24 protein-coding genes, 1 tRNA gene and 2 pseudogenes are annotated in these 19,714 nt (G+C 63.8%); 20 read left to right on the top strand and 7 right to left on the bottom strand.

The window, feature by feature from the left end; all coding sequences use genetic code 11:
* Positions 1-81: 81 nt before the first annotated feature.
* The 11 genes from IPF85_RS14065 (at position 82) to IPF85_RS14015 (ending at position 7,074) form a co-directional block, all read left to right on the top strand.
* The gene (locus IPF85_RS14065) at positions 82-438 is read left to right on the top strand and encodes a hypothetical protein (protein ID WP_343408709.1); all 357 of its coding nucleotides are present in this window, start codon (positions 82-84) and stop codon (positions 436-438) included.
* 897 nt (positions 439-1,335) lie between these two features.
* Positions 1,336-1,806, top strand: coding sequence for a hypothetical protein (locus tag IPF85_RS14060; protein ID WP_343408708.1), 471 nt, complete (start codon positions 1,336-1,338; stop codon positions 1,804-1,806).
* 289 nt (positions 1,807-2,095) lie between these two features.
* Positions 2,096-2,497 carry a hypothetical protein gene (locus tag IPF85_RS14055; RefSeq protein ID WP_343408707.1) on the top strand — a complete coding sequence of 134 codons (402 nt, stop codon included), beginning with the start codon at positions 2,096-2,098 and terminating at the stop codon, positions 2,495-2,497.
* A 214-nt stretch (positions 2,498-2,711) separates the two neighbouring features.
* Positions 2,712-3,008, top strand: coding sequence for a hypothetical protein (locus tag IPF85_RS14050; protein WP_343408706.1), 297 nt, complete (start codon positions 2,712-2,714; stop codon positions 3,006-3,008).
* An 81-nt stretch (positions 3,009-3,089) separates the two neighbouring features.
* The gene (locus IPF85_RS14045) at positions 3,090-3,692 is read left to right on the top strand and encodes a DUF2723 domain-containing protein (protein WP_343408705.1); all 603 of its coding nucleotides are present in this window, start codon (positions 3,090-3,092) and stop codon (positions 3,690-3,692) included.
* Positions 3,693-3,785: 93 nt separating this feature from the next.
* Positions 3,786-4,271, top strand: a complete 486-nt coding sequence (locus IPF85_RS14040) for a hypothetical protein (protein ID WP_343408704.1) — start codon at positions 3,786-3,788, stop codon at positions 4,269-4,271.
* Positions 4,268-5,041, top strand: coding sequence for a hypothetical protein (locus tag IPF85_RS14035; protein ID WP_343408703.1), 774 nt, complete (start codon positions 4,268-4,270; stop codon positions 5,039-5,041). The genes IPF85_RS14040 and IPF85_RS14035 overlap by 4 nt, the downstream gene beginning before the upstream one ends.
* A 342-nt stretch (positions 5,042-5,383) precedes the next feature.
* Positions 5,384-5,641, top strand: a complete 258-nt coding sequence (locus IPF85_RS14030; RefSeq protein ID WP_343408712.1) for a hypothetical protein — start codon at positions 5,384-5,386, stop codon at positions 5,639-5,641.
* 101 nt (positions 5,642-5,742) lie between these two features.
* Positions 5,743-6,078, top strand: a complete 336-nt coding sequence (locus IPF85_RS14025; protein WP_343408702.1) for a hypothetical protein — start codon at positions 5,743-5,745, stop codon at positions 6,076-6,078.
* 98 nt (positions 6,079-6,176) lie between these two features.
* Complete coding sequence (locus IPF85_RS14020; RefSeq protein ID WP_343408701.1) at positions 6,177-6,473, top strand: hypothetical protein; 297 nt, start codon at positions 6,177-6,179, stop codon at positions 6,471-6,473.
* Entirely contained in the window at positions 6,415-7,074 is a 660-nt protein-coding gene (locus tag IPF85_RS14015; RefSeq protein WP_343408700.1) for an electron transfer flavoprotein subunit alpha/FixB family protein, read from the top strand. Before IPF85_RS14020 ends, IPF85_RS14015 begins: the two co-directional genes overlap by 59 nt.
* Positions 7,075-7,159: 85 nt before the next feature.
* On the opposite strand, the gene IPF85_RS14010 is transcribed toward IPF85_RS14015, so the two are convergent.
* The 5 genes from IPF85_RS14010 to rpsF all read right to left on the bottom strand — a co-directional run bounded on the left by IPF85_RS14010 (position 7,160) and on the right by rpsF (position 9,640).
* Entirely contained in the window at positions 7,160-7,954 is a 795-nt protein-coding gene (locus IPF85_RS14010; RefSeq protein WP_343408699.1) for a peptidylprolyl isomerase, read from the bottom strand.
* Positions 7,941-8,399, bottom strand: coding sequence for a hypothetical protein (locus IPF85_RS14005; RefSeq protein ID WP_343408698.1), 459 nt, complete (start codon positions 8,397-8,399; stop codon positions 7,941-7,943). The genes IPF85_RS14010 and IPF85_RS14005 overlap by 14 nt, the downstream gene beginning before the upstream one ends.
* A 26-nt stretch (positions 8,400-8,425) precedes the next feature.
* Entirely contained in the window at positions 8,426-8,641 is a 216-nt protein-coding gene (gene rpsR, locus IPF85_RS14000; protein WP_343408711.1) for a 30S ribosomal protein S18, read from the bottom strand.
* A 231-nt stretch (positions 8,642-8,872) separates the two neighbouring features.
* Complete coding sequence (gene ssb, locus IPF85_RS13995) at positions 8,873-9,262, bottom strand: single-stranded DNA-binding protein (RefSeq protein ID WP_343408697.1); 390 nt, start codon at positions 9,260-9,262, stop codon at positions 8,873-8,875.
* A 90-nt stretch (positions 9,263-9,352) separates the two neighbouring features.
* Entirely contained in the window at positions 9,353-9,640 is a 288-nt protein-coding gene (gene rpsF, locus IPF85_RS13990; RefSeq protein ID WP_343408696.1) for a 30S ribosomal protein S6, read from the bottom strand.
* Positions 9,641-9,868: 228 nt separating this feature from the next.
* On the opposite strand from rpsF, the gene IPF85_RS13985 reads away from it, so the two are divergent.
* Positions 9,869-9,943, top strand: a tRNA-Pro gene (locus tag IPF85_RS13985).
* Positions 9,944-10,111: 168 nt separating this feature from the next.
* Positions 10,112-11,950 (top strand): APC family permease, encoded by a 1,839-nt coding sequence (locus tag IPF85_RS13980; RefSeq protein WP_343408695.1) that lies wholly within the window; start codon positions 10,112-10,114, stop codon positions 11,948-11,950.
* Between the two features lie 11 nt (positions 11,951-11,961).
* Here the strand turns inward: IPF85_RS13980 and IPF85_RS13975 are convergent, their stop codons facing one another.
* Positions 11,962-13,383, bottom strand: coding sequence for a hypothetical protein (locus tag IPF85_RS13975; protein ID WP_343408694.1), 1,422 nt, complete (start codon positions 13,381-13,383; stop codon positions 11,962-11,964).
* A complete protein-coding gene (locus tag IPF85_RS13970; protein ID WP_343408693.1) occupies positions 13,332-14,039 on the bottom strand; it encodes a hypothetical protein in 708 nt (235 codons plus the stop codon). The genes IPF85_RS13975 and IPF85_RS13970 overlap by 52 nt, the downstream gene beginning before the upstream one ends.
* A 269-nt stretch (positions 14,040-14,308) precedes the next feature.
* On the opposite strand from IPF85_RS13970, the gene IPF85_RS13965 reads away from it, so the two are divergent.
* The 7 genes and pseudogenes from IPF85_RS13965 to IPF85_RS13935 all read left to right on the top strand — a co-directional run.
* Positions 14,309-14,551 carry a hypothetical protein gene (locus IPF85_RS13965; RefSeq protein ID WP_343408692.1) on the top strand — a complete coding sequence of 81 codons (243 nt, stop codon included), beginning with the start codon at positions 14,309-14,311 and terminating at the stop codon, positions 14,549-14,551.
* Positions 14,548-14,916, top strand: a complete 369-nt coding sequence (locus IPF85_RS13960; protein ID WP_343408691.1) for a hypothetical protein — start codon at positions 14,548-14,550, stop codon at positions 14,914-14,916. The genes IPF85_RS13965 and IPF85_RS13960 overlap by 4 nt, the downstream gene beginning before the upstream one ends.
* Before the next feature lie 46 nt (positions 14,917-14,962).
* Positions 14,963-17,304: pseudogene (locus tag IPF85_RS13955) on the top strand (DEAD/DEAH box helicase family protein); the annotation flags it as partial.
* Positions 17,305-17,351: 47 nt separating this feature from the next.
* A complete protein-coding gene (locus IPF85_RS13950; RefSeq protein ID WP_343408690.1) occupies positions 17,352-17,744 on the top strand; it encodes a DUF1016 N-terminal domain-containing protein in 393 nt (130 codons plus the stop codon).
* Complete coding sequence (locus IPF85_RS13945; protein WP_343408713.1) at positions 17,698-18,090, top strand: hypothetical protein; 393 nt, start codon at positions 17,698-17,700, stop codon at positions 18,088-18,090. Before IPF85_RS13950 ends, IPF85_RS13945 begins: the two co-directional genes overlap by 47 nt.
* The gene (locus tag IPF85_RS13940; protein WP_343408710.1) at positions 18,080-18,226 is read left to right on the top strand and encodes a hypothetical protein; all 147 of its coding nucleotides are present in this window, start codon (positions 18,080-18,082) and stop codon (positions 18,224-18,226) included. Before IPF85_RS13945 ends, IPF85_RS13940 begins: the two co-directional genes overlap by 11 nt.
* Before the next feature lie 150 nt (positions 18,227-18,376).
* Positions 18,377-19,714 (top strand): annotated as a pseudogene (locus IPF85_RS13935) (class I SAM-dependent DNA methyltransferase); the annotation flags it as partial.

The raw sequence follows: 19,714 nt of genomic DNA, 5'->3' as shown, positions 1-19,714 counted from the left end.
AGCCCGCTGCACACCCATCTGCTCTTCTATCCGCATTGGCTGGATCTTTGATTCTCCTACACCTACAACTTTTTTCATGCCGTGCTGGGCCTGCCCCTGCAACTGGCGGGCAACGTGCCCCTCGCCAGCAACCTGATGCTCTGGTTCGCCACGCTGACGAGCGGCTACGGCGCGTTTCTTCTAACTCGCTGGCTGCTGCGCTCGGCGGATCAACGCCCGCCCGCGCCACTCTTCCCCGCGCTGCTGGCCGGGCTGATCTACGCGTTTGGCGCCAACCGGGCCGTTTACCAGGCCCTCGGTCATTACAACATCGCCAGCGTGCAATGGCTGCCCACTTTGCCCTGTCGAGTTTCTCAAGGCAGCAGGCCGACGGCCAGCCGCCGCCGCGGCCGTGCTGGCCGGCCTCTTCAGCGGCTTCCTCCTGCTCACCGAACATGACCTTTGCCATCTTCTGGCGCTGGCGCTGCTGGTGCTACTGCCCATGCAGCCCCGGCCAACGCCGCGCCGCCTGCCCGCCGCCCGACCTGGGGACAACCGTTGGCCCGATTGGCCCTCGCCGGCGGTCGGCCGCGCTGGTCAGCGGCTATCTACTGCTGCCCACCGTGCGCGAGATGCTCCTTGCTTGCACGGCCTGGAGGGTTGGGGCGATGCGCTCAGACTCTCCAACGACCTGGCGAGCTTTCTCACCCGGGGGCGCATCCCCTGCTGGGGCAAAGTTGGCCGCAGGCGCTGCGCGTCTGAAACCGGCAGCGCCGTTTCAGCGATGTCGGCTTGCCTGCCGGCTTCGTGGGCATCGTGACCTGGCGCTGGCGCTCGTGGCCGGCCTGACCGCCGCTGGGAGCAAGTCCGGCCGGCAGCCTGGCAGGCGCTGGCTGCTGGATCGGCCTGGCCCTGCTCAGGCTCGCTGCTCTCGCTCCGGCCCCTTGCGCAAATCAACGTCAGTGGCGCTTCAACCTGGACAACCTGCTGCCGGAGGGCGTCACCTCCCGCTGCCGTTTGCCCTGCGCACTACCTGCCGTTCATCAACGCCAACCGCACGCCCAACCGCTTAGCATCCCGCTGATGCTGGCGCTGGCAGTGGGCGCGGTGGGCAGTCAACATCTGCGCACGCGGGTGGCGGGGCCGGCCCGGCCTCTTTTGATCGCGGGTTGAGCGGTGTGGCTGGCCGCCGCGGTGCTCTTCGGAGCATCTCGCCTGGCCCCTGCCGCTGACCGACACGCCGCCGGCCGTCTACAGCCAACTGGCGCAGGGGCCGGGACCGTTGCGCGGTGCTCTCCTGCCGCGGGCTGGCGCAACGGCTTTCGTGTCTCCCGGGGCCGAAGATACACGCGTGCAGTGGTACCAACATCTCCACGGTCAGCCATCATCGGCGGTAACGCGGTGCGCAATCCGCCCTTCAGGATCGACCATTTTCGAGCGCCTGCCGCTCTTCCAGGCGTTGACCGGCCTGGAGATGTGTCGCCCGCCCGCGCTTCCGCGCCTCGCGAATCAGGCTGCCGCGATCAGCCGCGCGGCGCTGGTGAGCCTGCTCAACGTGCGTTACCTGGTGGTCAACCCGCCGGTGCCAGGACGCTATCCGTATGGGACACCTGGCAGGCGACGCGGGACTATGCCCTGCAGGTGCTGCCGGTTGATCCTCAGCCCATTTTCGAGGCCGATGGCGTGCAGGTCTGCCGGGTGCAGGCGCCCCCGCCGCTGCCGTTCGAGGAAATGTCGATTTTGGCGGCCGGGACACCCTGCCCTACCGCGGCGACCACCGGGATGTGGATGAAGCCGATCTGGCCGGCGCCAGCGCAGTTTGGATGACCGGCCGCCAGACTGAGCCCTTCCTGCCGGTGCAGCCAGCCTGGTCAGAAGCTGCGGCTGACGCTGCGGGTCACGCCTTACAGCTACCCCGGCGGCCCTGGGCAAACGTTGGCGGTGGCTTTTCTGAACGCTTGCGCCTGGGGCCAGCGCAGCCTGACGCCAGGTTGGCAGGAGCTGACGTTCGACGTGCCCGATGTCCAGGAGACGGGGGCAGCGGCCCCAGCATCATCAGCCTGACCAGCGGCTGGACGCAGGCCCCGCAACGCGCCGCCGGAGAGCGCCCTGATCGGTGCGACTGGCGTGGCTTGCGCCGGTCATCATCGAGGTGCATGCCTTCAGCGAAGGCCTTCATTACCCTGGTCGGGCCAGAGGGCGAGCGCTTCGATGCCTCGGCCGGCCGCGCATCAACCTGGCGGTGCTGGATGAAAAGACGGGCGCTGCCGGACAAGCGCGGCTCGACACTGCGGCCAACGACTTCGAGGCCGAGGCGCTGACCGCCTACCTGGCGCAGGTGCCGGCCGGGCGGTGGTGGTGGTTGCCACGAAAGAAGATGCCGTCGCGGCACCTGACCGCGGCGGCATGCGCAGCCCTGGGGCGTTCTGGGGCTGCCGGCCGATCTGGCGGCGCGTTTGGCGCCAGTTTGTCCGCGATCGGTGTGCAAGGAGCGGGGAATGGCGTCGGCGCCATATAGCCCGGGCGCCCGGCGATGCCTATCTGAAGGTGGGCGGCGACGCCTTGCCGCGCCCCCTTCGCCCTGGACTGGGTAGGTGCAGTGAGCGTTGTGACTCGATCCGGCGACCTGGCGCATGCAAACGCGCCGCAGGTCGCGCAACCCAGGCAAGGCCCATTTCCCCGTGGGCTGCGCGTCAGGATGGAAAATGCATCCGTGAGGATGAACCGCGAGCATGGAAAAACTGGACGAGGCAACAACCAGGTCGGTGGATGGGCCGCCGGCGCAGCGCTGGCTGGCCCTGGCGCTGATGGTCGGCGGCTGGGCGTTGTACGGGCCACGATGGCGCCGGGGTTGCTGTTCGGCGATTCCGGTGAGCGCAATTTGCCCTGCCCATCGGCGGCCTGATCCACCCGACCGGCTACCCGTTGTTTGGCGCCTGGGCTGGCTGTGGACGCAGGCAACGCCGTGGTGGCCCGAACCGGCCCGCGGGTCAACGCCTTTTTCGGTGCTGTGGGGCGGTGTCGCGTAGCCTCTTCTTCCTGGTGACGCAGCACCTGCTCTTGCGCGTCCTCCCCCACCCAAGTCAACAGGCAGCCGGTGGCTGTGCGGCGTGTTGCCACACTGCTGTTGGCGGTCTCCCAACCTGGTGGTCGCAGGCGGTCATTGCCGAAGTTTACACCTCAACGCGGTGCTGATGCTGGCCGTCATCTATCTGGTGTTGCGTTGGGCGGCCGCCCAACGCGCCGGTCAGGCCACGGCGGGGCGCTGGCTCAACGCCACTGGCGTCATGTTCGGCCTCAGCCTGACGCATCATCAGACCACGGTGCTGTTGGCCCCGGCCGTCATGCTCTTCATGCTGCGCGTGCAACCCGCCATTGCCCTGCTGCTGCGTCGCCTGACGATCCTGCTGCTCTGCGCCGGCCTGCCGTTGCTGCTCTATCTGACCATTCCCTGGCGTGCGCAGTTCACCCTACGCCCGCGTGGAATTGAGCAACGGCCATGCGCTGCAACTGTACGAATCGAGCCTCAGCGGCTTCATGCAATGGACCACCGGCGTGCCTTTGCCGGCGCCTTGCGCACAGCAGAGGCTGCGCTGGCGCGGTTGCCCCAAGCGCTAACCCGGGCCAGAGAGCAACGGTGGCGCCGCAGGCCTGGCACTGGCGGCCCTGGGCGTGCTCCATCTGCTTCTGCGCCAACGCCGCGGGCATGTTGACCCTGACCGGCGCGCGGCCTGCTGGGCCTGCTCGCCTTCAATCTCTTCTATGGCATCGGCGACATCGCCGTCCTGTACATCCCGGTCTACCTGGTGCTCGGCATCTGGCTGGCGATCGGACTGGCCGCGCTGGTGCAAACGGGCGCGCGGCTGGCGCGCGGCCAGATCGGGCGACTGCCATTGATCGTGCCGGCAATCCCGCTCGTGTGGCCTCTCGCGTGGCTGGTCTGGCGCTTTCCCCTGCTTGACCTGAGCCAGCAGAACAAGGCGGCGGTGTGGTGGGAGCAGATTCTCAGCCAACCAATCCCGGCCAATGCCATCCTGGTCAGCAACGACCGTGATGAAATGACGCCGCTCTGGTACTACCAGCTCGTGCGGGGCCAGCACCAAGACCTGACCGGCCTCTTCCCACAGATCATGCCCGGTTCGGGATTTAGCGATGTGGCCCGTGTCGTGGAGAGTGCCTTGAGTCTGGGCGGCGGTCGGCCGGTGGTGTTGATCAAACCGATGCCGGGCCTGGATGTGAAGTTCGACCTGACCGCCACGGGGCAGGTGGTGCGCGGAATGGGCCGGCGGTGACGCGCACCCCGGAGCGCCCGCTTGACCTGGGCCTGGGCGACGTTGCGCCTGATCGGCTATGGCGCCGATCCCAACAATCAATTGCGTCCGGGAGGCGCCCTGGTCGTCACGCTCTACTGGCAGCCGCAGCAAAACTGGATGCCGACTTCACCGGCTTCGTGCAATTACTCGCTGCGTCCGGCGACAAGGTGGCGCAGGGCAATGATCATCCGGCCGGCGGCGCCTATTACCCCACCAGCCTGTGGCGGCCGGGCGAATTGCTGCGCGATGTCTTCACCGTCACCCTGCCATCTTCGCTGCAGCCTGGCGCCTACACCATACTGGCCGGCATGTACCGCACACACGAGGTCACCGGCGCAGTGCAAGAAATGGCGCCGCCCCTGACCCTGGGCAAGATCGGCATGTTACCCGATGTCGCCCGACCGGCCACGGACCCCGAACGGCCGCTGAACGTGGAACTGGGCGATCGCATCCTTCTGCTCGGCTATTCGCTGCGCCGCTCAGATACCGCGCTGGAGGTCATCCTGCAGTGGCATGCCACCGTTACGTTGACACAGACTACACGGTGTTCGTTCATCTGCTCGACCGCAGTGGGAATATCGTGGCGCAACACGACGGCGAACCCGCGGAGGGGCTGGCTTCCACCTCTATCTGGGTGCCTGGGCAGGCGATCCGCGACGAACACCGCTTGCTGTTGCCGTCCGACATGGCGCCCGGCACCTACACCCTGGTGTGCGGCATGTACGATCAGACCACGCGTGAGCGCCTGATCATCACGGATGGGCCGGTGTCACAACAAGGAGAGAGCCTGTTTCTGCAAGAGGTCACCTTCCTGGCACGTCGAGAGTAGGGCACGGCCTTGCGCCTGCCCGCTAATATACTGCCTCTGTATGATTTTCCTCATGGCAGGCAGCCGCGATGATGTTAAACTTGTGACTTTGCGATCGCGCTTGAGTGGGTGCATCATCCATAATTCATACTCACGATTCCCCGGCCAATCAAAGGGAGAGGTGTATGAAGATTGTTGTTTGCGTCAAGCAGACGCCTGACACGGCGGAATTACCCCAAAGGTTGATTTGGCGCGTGTCAAGTCAGGCGAGTTAGGCGTGACCATGGTTGTCAACCCCTGGGATGAGTTTGCCCTGGAAGAGGGTATCCGTCTGAGCGAGCGTTTCAGCGGTGATGTCACCGCGGTGAGCATCGGCCCGGAACAGGCGGTCGCCGCGCTGCGCACTGCGCTGGCGATGGGCGTTGCCAATGCGGTGCTCTTGTCCGACGAGGCCTTCAAAGATGGCGATGCCTGGGCAACAGCCCGTGTCCTGGCAGCCGCGATCAAGAAGAATGGCGCGGCCGATGATCGTCACCGGTAAACAGGCGGTGGATGGCAATAGCAGCCTGGTGTCGGTGGGGCTGTCGCGCCTGTTGGGCGCCAACTACCTCAGCGGCGTCACTCAGGTGGTTGACATCAGCGGTGGCAAATCACCGTGGAGCGCAGCATGGAAGAGGAAAAGAGACGACCACAGCCACGCTGCCCGCGGTGCTCTCCGTGGCCCGCGAGATCAACGAACCACGCTATCCCAGTTTCATGGGCATCCGCAAGGCCAACAAAGCCATCATTCCGTCCTGGACCGGGGGTGACTTGGGCCTGAGCGCGGGTCAGGTGGGCAAGGCCGGGTCGGTCATGGTTTGGGTTGACATGCGCAAGCCAGCGGCACGCGCAACCGAGTGCGTCATGATCAAGGCCGACACTGTGGAGCAGCAAGCCTCCATCCTGATGGATCGGCTGCTGGCCGACAAGGTACTCTAAAGGAAGGGGGACATCACTATGTCAGTCATGATTTGGGTCGAACAGTTCGAGGGCAGACCGACCAGCACCTCGTGGAAGTTTTGGGCAAGGCGCGCGCCTTGGCCAGCGAATTGGGCGTCACAACCGGCGCCATTGTCCTGGGCAGCGGTGTGGATGCCGCGGCCGCGGCGGCTATCAGCTATGGGGCCGACACCGTTTACGTGTGCGATGACCCCAGCCTGAAATCGTTCCGTCTCAATCCGTACACCGAGGTGATCAAGAAGGTCATTGGCGAGGTCAAGCCGACCATCGTGCTCTTCCCGGCCAGTGGGCGCGGGCCGCGACCTGAGCGGTGCAGTGGCCTGCGATCTGAACACAGGCGTTGCGGCCGACGTGCTCGATCTGGCGCTGCGTGACGGGCGCCTGCTGGCGACGCGGCCGATCTACTCCGGCAACATCATGGTGGATGTGGTCAGCAAAGCCGATCCGCAGATTGCCAGCGTGCGCAATCGCCTTCCCGGCGCCCGAAGCCAATCCGGGTCTGGTGGGCAAGGTAGTCAAGGTGGCGCCGGTGCTGGCCGAAGGACAGGCCGGGACCAGCGTGAACAGCTTCGAGGTGGTCGGCGGTGGCGAGATCAGCCTGGGCGATGCGCGCATCATCGTTTCCGGCGGTCGCGGCGTCAAGGGCGCCGGGAAGGTTTTGCGCCGATCAAGGCATTGGCCGATGCTCTGGGCGGCGCCATGGGCGCCAGCCGCGCGGCCGTGGATGCGGGCTGGATTCCGTACAAGCACCAGGTTGGGCAAACCGGCAAGACCGTGCGCCCCGATCTGTATGTGGCCTGCGGTATTTCAGGCGCCATCCAGCACCTGGCCGGCATGGGGTCGTCCAAGGTCATCGTGGCGATCAACAAGGACGCCGAAGCGCCCATCTTTGGCATTGCCAACTACGGCATCGTCGGCGACCTGTTCACGATCGTGCCGGCGCTGACCGCTGAGGCGAAGAAGCGTCTGGGTTAGTCCATTCTGCAGATCGCATCAGAAGAAAAGAGCCGGGTTTCTTTGGAAACCCGGCTCTCTCTTTACGTGGTGTGGCGCAAGAAAACTAGCCGCCGATCGGCGTGGGCGGAATCTTACTGGTATTCCACGTCCGTTCGATCGTGCTCTCATCGCGCAGCTTGGTCAGGAATTCTTCGAACGCCTGATCCTTCTTGGCGCCGAGGGCGCTCTCATCCAGGGCGCGGGCGGGGTCCTTCTCCGTCACCATGATGATGTGATAGCCGAACTGCGACGTCACGATGTCGCTGAACTGGCCGACCTCGAGCTTGAAGGCCGCGTCCTCGAACTCGGCCACCATGCGCCCCCTGCCGAACCAGCCCAGGTCGCCGCCATTGGCGGCCGTGCTGTCGTCGGAGACCTCTTTCGCCACCGCGTCGAAGAGTTCACCGTTCTTGAGACGCGCCAGCGCGGCCTTGATCTTCTCATCGGCTGCCTTCTTCTCGTCATCGGTTGCGGTGTCCGCCACCGAAACCAGGATATGCCGCGCCTTGATCTGCTCTTCGGTCGTGGGCGCGTCCGCGGTCACCATCTCTTGCAGTTTGGTGCGCAACAGGCGACTCTCCGTCAGGGCGCGGAACTCGGCCTCGGTCACGCCAGAGGACTGCTTGATATTGTCCAACGTCTCTTTGTAGATACGCTGGTACTCAGTTTCGGTGTACGGGGTGGCGGTCGGTGCAGGCGTCACCGTGACGCTGACCACCTGGGTCCCCGTCACGCCGGCAGAGGTTGTCACCACCTGGGTCGAGGTGATCGTAGCTGGCGTCATGATCGGAGTCGGGGTCGCGTCTGGCTCGTAACCGAAGTTCTTCTGGACTTCCTTCTGCAGGTCAGCGGGGTCCACGCTCAGGCCGCGCTTTGGCGGCTTCCTGACGAATCAGTGTCTCATCAATCATGTTGTCGAGCACACTCAGCGCCAACGTCTCCGGACTGCTCAACTGCTGCTCAAGCTGTTGAATCTGGGAGCCGAAGAAGTTGTTTGTTCCGCCTGGGTCGAGCTGTTCCTGAATCTGCTGGTATTGCGCCAGTTGATTCACGAGTAACGCCCGCTCATATTTGGCGCGGGCCTGATAGCGGTCGGTCGTGATTTTTACGCCATTGGCGCTGGCCACGGGCGAATTGGGGATCAGGACTAACTGCTGCAGCAGCCCGGTCGCCAGCAGAATGACCACAAGGGCGCCGGTAATGCCAACGCCAAGCAGGACGCGGCGCTGTAGCTCACGCTCGCGCCGGTTGAGGGCCGTCTGTTTTTTGGTCGGTTCTTTGACCGAACGATCTCGCTTTGCCATGCAGCCTGGCGCTCCTGGTTAGAGAATTAACCTTGTGTCCCGCCGACATACGTCAGCAAGGCAAGATAGCGTGCGCGTTTGATCGAGACCGTCAGTTCGCGCTGATGGCGGGCGCAGGTGCTGGTTTTGCGACGCGGGCGGATCTTACCGCGTTCGGTCACATAGCGGCTCAGGACATCCACCGCCTTGTAGTCAATGAACTTAACCTTGTCCACACAAAAGGCGCACACACGGCGACGCACGGCGCCAAAGCGCCGTCCGCCAGGGCCGGCGCCGGGCGGCCCGCCACGGCCGCGCGGAGGGCGACTACCGAACGGCCGACTGCCGCGCTCATCGCCCGGCTCATCCAAATCATCATCTACGATGTCAAAATTCGTAGCCACAGTCTTACTCCTGCTCTAACTTGGTGCCTCTCCGAATAACCTGACATTTGCCTCGATAAGGCGCCCGAAAGTAGTTATTCGGATAGACTATTAGTAATTGCTCTCTTCTTCATCGCTGCTGGCATAATCAACTTCGCTGCTGCCGGGGCGGCCATCGAGCATGATCATCTCATTGGCAACCAACTCGGTGCGGAAGTGCTTTTGCCCGGTTTGGTCTTCCCAGCTCCGGGTCTGCAAATGCCCTTCCACGTAGACGCGCCGGCCTTTGCGCAAGTATTGATTACAGATTTCTGCCAGGTTTCCCCAGGCCACCACGTTGAACCATTCGGTGGCCTCACGGCGTTCCCCCTCGGCCGTCACCCAGGTGCGCGTTACAGTCACGCTGAATGACGTCACGGGTTTGCCGCTGGGTGTGTAACGCATGTCAGGATCATGGCCAATCTGGCCGATAATCATGACTTTGTTCAAACCTCGTGGCATGTGTCTGGCTCCTCATCATCATTCCCCGTCAATGCCAAACGGAGAAGTACGCTGCCCCGGAGAGGGCTGACGTTCTCAAGGCCGATATGCCTACACCGGCTTGGTGGTGAGCAAGTGGCGCAGCACGTTTTCGTTGAGACGCAGCGATCGTTCAAGCGCTGCTGTGGCCGATGGTAGCAACCGTATTCGCATCAGGATGTAGTTTCCTTCGCGCTGCTTGCGAATGAGATATGCAAGCGTACGGCGGCCCCACAGTTGGGTTTCGATGACTTCGCCACCCGTTGTGCGAATGAATTCGGCAATCCGCTCAGTGAGCGTATTGACACCCTCTTCGTCTAACTCCGTGCGGACAATCATCATCAGTTCGTACTCGTTCATAGAGGCCCGCGTGCCTCCTTTCTATGGGTTTGCCCCCGGTCAGGCCGCGGGCAGAAAGAACGAGGGCTTGTGGCCCTCGTGCGAACGAAACTAGTTTAGCATAAGGCCCCTGATTTGGCAAAGACGCTCAACGCGATGGTGTCAGCGGGCCGCCGGGGCAGGATAGGCCCCGCGCGTTGGCCGGCCAATTTTGCGGAACAGGGGTAATGTGGTATAGTTTGCCCTGTTCGGGGCGTAGCGCAGTTCGGCTAGCGCGCACGGTTCGGGTCCGTGAGGTCGGAGGTTCAAATCCTCTCGCCCCGACACGACGATGGCAACAAGGCTCACCAGTCAAGCTGGTGAGCCTTGTGCATAGGGGACCAGCCACTTGATCAATGGGATGGCATGTGCTCTGCCCACACGTGATTCTCTCCGCTGGACGCCCGCGGCGCGATGGGCTATACTCCATGCACGGAGGGTGAAGACCTCGTCATGCTCGATACGCTGAAAAATCTTCTCATCGGTTCCCCGGTTCCCACCAAACAACTCGGCGAGACACGCTTGAACAAAGTGCGCGCCCTGGCATCCTTCTCACCCAGCGCGCTCTCGTCTCTCGCCTACGCGAACCAGGAAATCTACCTGGCCCTGGTGGTCGCGGGCAGTGTCGGCCTCAGCCAGGCCTGGCCCATCAGCCTGGCGATCACCGCCCTCCTGCTGATCGTGGCCCTTTCCTATTATCAGACCATCCACGGCTACCCGTCGGGCGGCGGCTCCTACGTGGTGGCGCGGGAAAACCTGGGTACCTTGCCCGGCCTGCTGGCGGCCTCCGCGCTGCTCGTTGACTACGTCCTGACGGCCGCCGTCAGCCTGACCGCCGGCCTGGAAGCGATCGCCTCGGCCGCACCCGCCCTGTGGCCGTATCGGGTGCCCGCGGCCCTGCTCATCCTGGCCGTCATCACCCTGGTCAACCTGCGCGGCGTGCGTGAGACCGGCAGCCTGATGACGATCCCGGTCTACCTGTTCTTGCTGTGCTACTTCCCCATGTTGGCCTTTGGCGCCTGGCGTGTGATCAGCGAAGGGCCTGTCTCACTGGCCGCCACCGCCCCGCCGGCCCTGCAACCGCTGACCTTGCTCCTGCTGCTGCGCGCGTTCGCCACCGGCTGCACCGCGATGACCGGCATCGAGGCGGTCAGCAATGGGGTGCCGGTCTTTCGCGCCCCGGCCGCCCAGAACGCCGGCCGCACCCTTCTGGTCATGGCCGCGCTGATGAGTGTGCTGTTCGCGGCCAGCATTTGGATCACGCAATCGTTGGCCGTCATCAGCGGTCCGCAGGAAACCATCCTCTCGGCCCTGGCGCGGTCCATCCTCGGCACAGGGCCGGCCTACTGGGTCATCCAGGTCACCACATTGTTGATCCTGGCCGTGGCGGCCAACACCAGCTTCGCCGGCTTCCCGCAATTGGCCGCGCTGCTGGCGCGCGACGGTTTCTTGCCCCGCCAGTTAGCCGGCCTGGGCGACCGCCTGGTCTTTGCCAATGGCATTCTATGGCTGACGCTGATCACCGGCGCGTTGATCGTCGTCTCCCGCGGCCACAGCCATGCGCTGATCCCCCTCTTTGCGGTGGGCGCCTTCCTGGCCTACACCCTTTCGCAGATCGGCATGGGGCGGCACTGGGCGGACGCACGGGCGCGGCTGGCAGCTCAAGGCCGCGATCAACGGCTTGGGCGCGCAGTGACCACGGCCGTCACGCTGTTGGTGGTGCTCCTGGAAAAATTCCGCGACGGCGCCTGGCTGACCGTGATCGTCATTCCAGCCTTCACCCTCGGATTCGGGCAAATTCGCCGCCACTATCGCGCGGTCGCCAGCCAGCTTTCGCTGCGCGGCCTGCCGCCGTCGCTCAAGCCGTTTCCCGCACCGCGCGTCGTCATTCCCATCTCCGGCATCCATCGCGGCATCGTGGACGCGTTGGGCTTTGCGCGCACTATCGCGCAGGACATCACCGCGGTCTACGTGGAGCTGGAGCCAGGCATGGGCGCGCATATCCAGCAAGAATGGGAAGCGTGGTGGCCGGACGTGCCACTGGTCGTGGTGCCATCCCCCTACCGCTCGCTCGTGGGGCCGCTGTTGGACTACCTGGACGCGACCGATAGCGAGCACCATGACGGGCAACTCGCCGTCGTCATCCTGCCCGAATTCGTCCCGGCGAAACGCTGGCATGGCATTCTGCACAACCAGACCGCCCGCCTGCTCAAGGCCGCGCTCCTCTACCGCCGGCGCCGGCAAGGCTTCCAGCGCGTCATCATTGACGTGCCCTATCACCTGCGGCGCTGACCGTCCTATCTCTACGGCAGGCCGGCCGCATGAAAGCCGTCTTTGTGGACACCTGGGCAATGCAGACGCAAAATCAGCAGGCCGTCCTCCTGATCGGCCACATAGATCAGCCTGCCTACGACGCTGACGCCAAAGGCAAACCCTGGTGTAACGTACCCGCCACGCAGCGTGGGATTGGCCGGATCAGTCACGTCAATGATCTGCAGGCTGCTCCCATCGGCTACATAGGCCACGTTTCCCACCACGCTGACCTCATTGGCATACTCCGGCGTATCGTAAGCGCCGCGCAGGGTGGGGTTGGCCGGGTCGCGGATGTCAATGATCTGCAGGCCGCTGATGTGATCGGCCACATAGGCTAAACCACCCACCACGCTGACGCCCCAGGCCTCGTCCGGCGTATCGTACGCGCCGCGCCAGATAGGGTTGATCGGGTTGCTGACGTCAATGATCTGCAAGCCGTCGCCCCAATCGGTCACATAGGCTAAACCGCCTACCACACTGACGCCCGTAGCCCCCCACGTATCGTACGCACCGCGCCAGGTAGGGTTGGCCGGGTTGCTGATGTCAATGATCTGCAAGCCACTATCCCAATCAGCCACATAGGCCAGGTTGCCCACCACACTAACGGCTCGAGCAAACCCCGGTGTATCGTATGCGCCACGCAGAGTAGGGTTGGCCGGATTGCTGACGTCAATGATCCGCAGGCCACTCCGCCCAGCGGCCACATAGGCCAAACCACCCACCACGCTGACGTCATAAGCCGGCCCTGGCGCATCGTATGCACCGCGAAAAACTGGGTGGGCGGGTTTGCTAACATCAATGATCTGCAGACCGCTAATGTGCCCACCGGCCACATAAGCCAGGCTGCCCACCACGCTGACGCTAAAGGCCTGCCCTGAGGTAGCGTACGCGCCGCGCCAGGCGGGATTGGCCGGGTCGCTCACGTCAATGATCTGCAGGCCGCCCTGCTCATCGGCCACATAGGCCAGATCCCCTACCACGCTGACGTCATAAGCCTGCCCTGGCGTATCGTATGCGCTATGCCAGGTGGGGTTGGCGGGGTCAGTCACATCAATGATCTGCAGTCCGCGGCTACCGTCGGCCACATAGGCCAGGTTGCCCACCACACTGACGCTGTGGGCCTGCCCTGGCGTATCGTATGCGCTACGCCAGATGGGGTTGGCCGGGTCACTCACATCAATGATCTGCAGACCACTATCGTACCCATCGGCCACATAGGCCAGGCCGCCCACCACGCTGACGTCATAAGCCGGCCCTGGCGTATCGTACGCGCCGCGCCAGGTGGGGTTGGCCGGGTCACTCACATCAATGATCTGCAGACCACTACTATACCCATCGGCCACGTAGGCCAGGCTGCCCATCACGCTGACGCCGTAGGCATATCCGGGCGTGTCATAACTGCCGCGGAGCACGGGTTGGCCGGGTTGCTGACGTCAATGATCTGCAGGCTGTCCCCATCGGCCACATAGGCCAGGCTGCCCACCACGCTGATGCCACAGGCAGGCCCTGGCGTATCGTACGCGCCGCGCAGGGTGGGGTTGGCCGGGTCGCTGACGTCAATGATGTGTAAACCACCGTACCCTTTCGTTACATACGCAAAATCGCCCACAACACTGACGCTTTTCACAAAGGTAGGCAAGACAGGGCTTTGTCCCACCAGCACAGGATGGGAGGGGTTGCTGACATTTAGAATCAGCAAGCGCGGTCCAACGCCGACGTAGGCGTAGCCCCCTTGCGCCTCCACCGCCCGAATGAAACCGCCGATTTGCCCAACCAGTTCGATCAACGGGGTAGGAGTTGACGTTGGCGTCGGCGTCGGCGTGGGCTGGTGAGGCACGTGGGGGAAGAACGCTCTCGAGACTGCAGGCGTGCTGATCTCGGCGCGGCCGTTGTGGCTGCCGGCCGCGGGCATCGGGGCCAGTGCTGTGATCGCCATGAACGTTACCGCCATCACAGCGATGGTCACCAGGAGAACCAGGCGTTCAGCGCCGCCGCGGAACAAAACGTGTGCCGGTTTCGATGCGACCATCTCAACCCATTGGGAATCCATCCTATCCAGGTCTTTCATGCGGCTCCTCCATAAAAGCGAGAGTTGATATGGTGAGAAAGCCACGAATTGCGCCAACCAGGGCTCTCTGGCGGTGTGATTCGAGGCATCGTTTCTTGTTGTCAGTCTCGATGGTTTCGTTTGGTGGAATGACCATACCACAAAACAAGAAGGCGTCAAGTCGCCGCTATGACATCAAGAATGCCTTTTGGGTAGATTGACCTGGGCCTGTGTTCCAGGTATAATCTCCGGGTCAGGGCCGTTTAGAGGTCACATCGGAGTCCGCAGCAATGAAGTTCAAGATCGTCAGTGAGATCAGGGACATCCAAACTATTGCCAAAGGCAGTGGCGTGGACGTGCGACGAGAACTCGACCGGCGTTACGGTCATGGGAACTGGCGGAAGCTCAAAGGCTACGCTATCGTTGAATACGAAAACGGCGAAACCTGGCTCGTGGAGCTACATTGGTTCGAAGCGCACGGGATTGGGCGAAAGCGCATGAAGGACAAGTATCGGCTGGAGAGGCTCGCATGAAATACGTTCGCTGTGTCAAGAACGAAACGTTCATCTACGACCAGGATGGAAAACCGTTCGATGATGTCCTGGACGATTTGCAGGTAGGGCAGGTCTACAGGTTGGCGCCGCCGGTCGAGAACGACGGGGCGATGTTGCGCGTCGTTGACGAATCCGGTGAGGATTACCTGTACCCGACAGACTACTTCGAACGGTTCGAGCAAGGCGATAACGGCGACCACCCCAATGCCATCACGATCTACGTCAGCGACTTCATGAAAGGCATTCTGCACGCAGAGGCTGTGGCAGCCCGCAAGTCGTTCAGCGCGCTGCTGCGCGAGTGGGTGGACGAACGGCTAGATCTGCCGGCCGGCGCGGCAAAATAGAGCTGTGCCAGGCGCTTCGGCAGCGCCTGACGCGTGGTAACGTTAAATGAACAAGAAGCTGCTGACCGAACAGGAAATCCGCACCCGCTTCATCACCCCCGCGATCCAGGACGCGGGATGGAAGCCGGGTCAAATCCGCGAGGAAGTGACCCTCGACGCTGGTCGGGTCATCGTGCGCGGCGCGCTGTCCATGCGCAGCGCTGAGCGCAAACGGTGGACTACCTCCTCTCACACAAACCCGGCATTCCACTGGCGATCGTCGAAGCCAAAGATAACAACCACAGCCTGAGCGCAGGTATGGATCAGGCGCTGCAATACGCGGCGCTGCTGGACGCGCCGTTCGTCTACACCTCCAACGGCGACGGCTTCATGGAGCACGACCGCACCCTGACAGATGGGCCGCTGGAACGCGAGCTGCGGCTGGATGAGTTCCCCTCGCCGGAGGCGCTGTGGCTGCGCACCATGCGGCAGACCGGCATGGCCGACGAGGTGGCGAAGGTGGCGGCGGAAGATTACTACTACGACCGCTACGGCCGCGCGCCGCGCTACTACCAGGAGGTGGCGATCAACCGGACGGTGCGCGCCATTGCCCAGGGGCAGAAGCGCGTCCTGCTGGTGATGGCGACCGGCACCGGCAAGACCTACACCGCGTTTCAGATCATCTGGCGGCTGTGGCGCGCCAAGAAGGTGCGCCGCGTGCTCTTCCTGGCCGACCGCAACATCCTGGTTGACCAGACCATGACCAACGACTTCCGCTTCTTCGGCGACAAGATGACCAAAGTCGTCAAGCGCCAGGTGGACAAGTCCTACGAAATCTACCTGGCGCTCTACCAGGGGATCTCCGGGACGGAGGAATGGCAGGACATCTACCGCCAGTTCTCGCCCGACTTCTTCGACCTGATCATCGTGGACGAGTGCCACCGCGGCAGCGCGGACGCGGACTCGGCCTGGCGCGAGGTGCTGGAATACTTCGCCTCGGCCACGCAGATCGGCCTGACCGCCACGCCCAAGGAAACGAAGGACGTTTCCAACATGGACTACTTCGGCGAGCCGATCTACACTTACTCGCTGCGCCAGGGGATCGCCGACGGGTTCCTGGCCCCCTACAAGGTGATCCGCATTGACCTGGACCGCGACGTGGACGGCTGGCGGCCGCGGCAGGGTCAGCTCGACCGCTACGGCGCGCCGATTCCTGATGAATGGTACACCTCCCGCGACTTCGACCGCACCCTGGTGATTGACGAGCGCACGCAGCTCGTCGCCTGGCGCGTCACGGAATATCTGCGCGCCACGGGCCGCATGCAGAAGACGATCATCTTTTGTGAGGACATCGAGCACGCGGAGCGCATGCGCCATGCCATCGCCAACATGAACGGCGACCTGGTGAATGAGAATCGTCGCTATGTCATGCGCATCACCGGCGACAACCCGGTGGGCAAGGCCGAACTGGACAACTTCATCAGCCCGGAGGAGCCTTACCCGGTCATCGCCACCACCTCGCGGCTGATGACCACCGGTGTGGACGCGCAGACCTGCAAGCTGATCGTGCTGGACCGGACCATCAACTCGATGACCGAGTTCAAGCAGATCATCGGCCGCGGCACGCGCATCCGCGAGGACTTTGGCAAGACCTACTTCACCATCATGGACTTCCGCAACGTGACCCGGCTCTTCGCCGACCCCGCGTTCGACGGCGACCCGGTGCAGGTCTACGAGCCGGGGCCGGACGATCCGGCCGTGCCGCCGGAGACGGCAGACGCTGCCGAATTCCCGGCCGCCGATTACCAGGTTGGGCAGGGCCAGGAGACCAGCGCGCGCATCGTGGAACGGCCGCAGCGCCGCGCCAAATACTACGTAAACGGCGTCGAGGTGCGCATCCTGGCCGAACGGGTGCAGTACCTGGACCGCAACGGCGAGCTGCGCACCGCGTCCTTCCGCGAGTTCAGCCGTGAGAATTTGCGCCGCCAGTACGCATCGCTGGACGATTTCCTGACCCGCTGGAACGCAGCGGCGCGCAAGGACGCGCTGCTGGCCGAGCTGCTGGAGCAGGGCTTCCTGCTGGACAAGCTGCGGGAGGCCGCCAACGCCGATCTCGACCCGTTCGACCTGATCTGTCACGTGGCGTTCGACCGGCCGCCGCTGACGCGGGGCGAGCGCGCGCGCAGCGCGCGCCGCAGCGCCCTGTTCGACGAATACGGCGGCATGGCGCGGCGGACGTTGGAAGCGCTGCTGGACAAGTACGCGGACCAGGGCATCGCGGCCGTGGAAGAGGCGCGCGACGAGAACAAGGCGGCCGGGGTGCTCCAGTTGCCGCCGCTGAACCGGATCGGCCAACCGGTGCAAATCCTGAAGGCGTTCGGCGGCAAGAAACGCTACTTCGAGGCGCTGGCCGCGTTGGCGCGGAGATTTATCGCCGCCTGGAAAGCGAGACGATCATGCCTTTTTCCGAACTGGAAATACCCTTCAATTATGCTGCGCTTCTGGCAGGCTTGCAGGAACGCATCCGCGGCGCGCAGGTGCGGGCTGTGCTTTCCGTCAACCGCGAGCTGGTACTGCTCTACTGGCAGATCGGCCGTGAGATCTTGGCCCAGCAGGGCGCGCAGGGATGGGGCGCGAAGGTGATTGACCGGCTGGCGCAGGATTTGCGCCGGGCCTTCCCGGAGATGAAGGGGTTTTCCGCGCGCAACTTGAAGTACATGCGGGCGTTCGCTGAGGCGTGGCCGGACGAGCAACTTGAAAACAGGTTGTTGCACAATTGCCCTGGGGACACAACGTCCGGCCTTGATCGCATTGCCGATCAAGCAGAACGGATCTTGGTACGCCCATAAAGCCATCGAGAACGGCTGGAGCCGCAACATCCTGGTGCATCAGATTGACACGCGTTGCACGAGCGGCTGGGCGCGGCCAAAGCAACTTCGCACGCACCTTGCCCAGCCTCAATCAGAGCTGGCCCAGCAGTTATTGGCGACCCTTACACCTTCGACTTCCTCAGCCTGGGTGCGGAGGCCCACGAGCGATCTGAACGGCGTTGATCGAGCACCTGCGCGCCTCCTGCTCGAGCCTGGCATCGGCTTTGCGTTCGTCGGCAGCCAGTACCACCTGGAGATCGGCGACCAGGACTTCTACCGACCTGCTCTTCTATCATTTCCGCCTGCACTGCTTTGTGGTCATTGACTTGAAGAGCGGCGCGCTCCAGCCGGAAGACGCGGGCAAGATGAACTTCTACCCGTCGGGGGGTGATGACCGCCTGCGGGGGAGCACGACCAGCCCGCCATCGGCCCCATCCTGTGCCGCGAGAAGAACCGGGTGATCGTGGGAGTACGCCCCGATCTGGAGCAAGCCCATTGGCGTGTCGGCCTATGAGCTGACGCGGGCGCTGCCGGAGGGCCTGCGCAGGTATGCCAACGATTGAGGAGCTTAGAGGCCGCGCTATCCCCCGACCAGGAGCCTGCGTAATCCCATGTCTATTTCCACCCTGATCAAATCTATCCAGGACATCATGCGCCAGGACGCGGGCGTGGACGGCGACGCGCAGCGCATCTCGCAGCTTGTGTGGATGCTCTTCCTGAAGATCTTGACGACAAGGAGCAGGAGTACGAGATCGGGCCGCATTACGTCTCGCCGATTCCTGCACGGTTGCGCTGGCGCAACTGGGCCGGGGGATGACGAGGGGATGACCGGCGACGAGCTGCTGGCCTTCATCAACAACGGTCTGTTCCCCGGCCTGAAAGGAGTTGGCGCTGGGGCCGGGTGATGATCCGCGCGGCTTTCGTGGTGCGGGAGTCTTCGCAGACGCGTACAACTACATGAAGCCGGGCACGTTGCTGCGCCAGGTGATCAACAAGATCGCGGGCATCGACTTCAACCGCTGGAGGATCGGCACCTCTTCGGCGACCTCTACGAGGAAGATCCTGCGGACCTGCAGAGCGCGGGCAACGCGGGCGAATACTACACGCCGCGGGCGGTGACCCAGTTCATGGTGGAGATGGCCGACCCGCAGCTCGGCCAGGTGGTGCTGACCCGGCGTGCGGCACCGGCGGCTTCCTGGTCTGCGCGCTGGAGCACCTGAAGCGCCAGGCGGGGACCCCGGCCGACCTGGCGAAGCTCGGCCCGGGCATCCGCGGGGTGGAGAAGAAGCCGCTGCCGCACCTGCTCTGCATCACCAACCTGATCCTGCACGACATCGAGACGCCGCAGATCGCCCGCGACAACGCCCTGGCGCGGCGGCCCTATCGCAGCTACGGCGACGCGGACCGCGGGACATCATCCTGACCAACCCACCCTTCGGCGGCACGGAGGAGCCGGGCGTGGAGCAACTTCCCGCAGTTCCAGACCAAGGAGACCGCCGGACCTCTTCCTGGCCCTGATCGTGCAACTGCTCAGGCGACGGCGGCCGGGCGCGATCGTGCTGCCGGATGGCACGCTCTTCGGCGAAGGGGTGAAGACGCGGCTGCAGGAGCACCTGCTGGAGCGCTGCAACCTGCACACCATCGTGCGCCTGCCCAACGGCGTCTTCGCGCCCTACACCGACATCAACACCAACCTGCTCTTCTTCACCAAGGGCACGCCGACGCAGGCGGTGTGGTATTTCGAGCACCCGCTGCCGCCGGGCTACAAGAAGTACACCAAGACCCGGCCCATCCGCATCGAGGAGTTCGAGCTGGAGAAGGCGTGGTGGCATGACCGGCAGGAGAAACGAATACGCCTGGCGGGTGCCCATTGCCGACATCAAGGCCCGCGGCTACAACCTGGACATCAAGAACCCCAACACCGAGGACGCCAGCCACGGCGACCCGGT

The organism is Candidatus Amarolinea dominans (genome assembly GCF_016704685.1).
Lineage (GTDB): Bacteria > Chloroflexota > Anaerolineae > SSC4 > Amarolineaceae > Amarolinea > Amarolinea dominans.
Note: the sequence above shows the minus strand (reverse complement) of the source record. Positions and strands in the feature narration are given on the sequence as shown.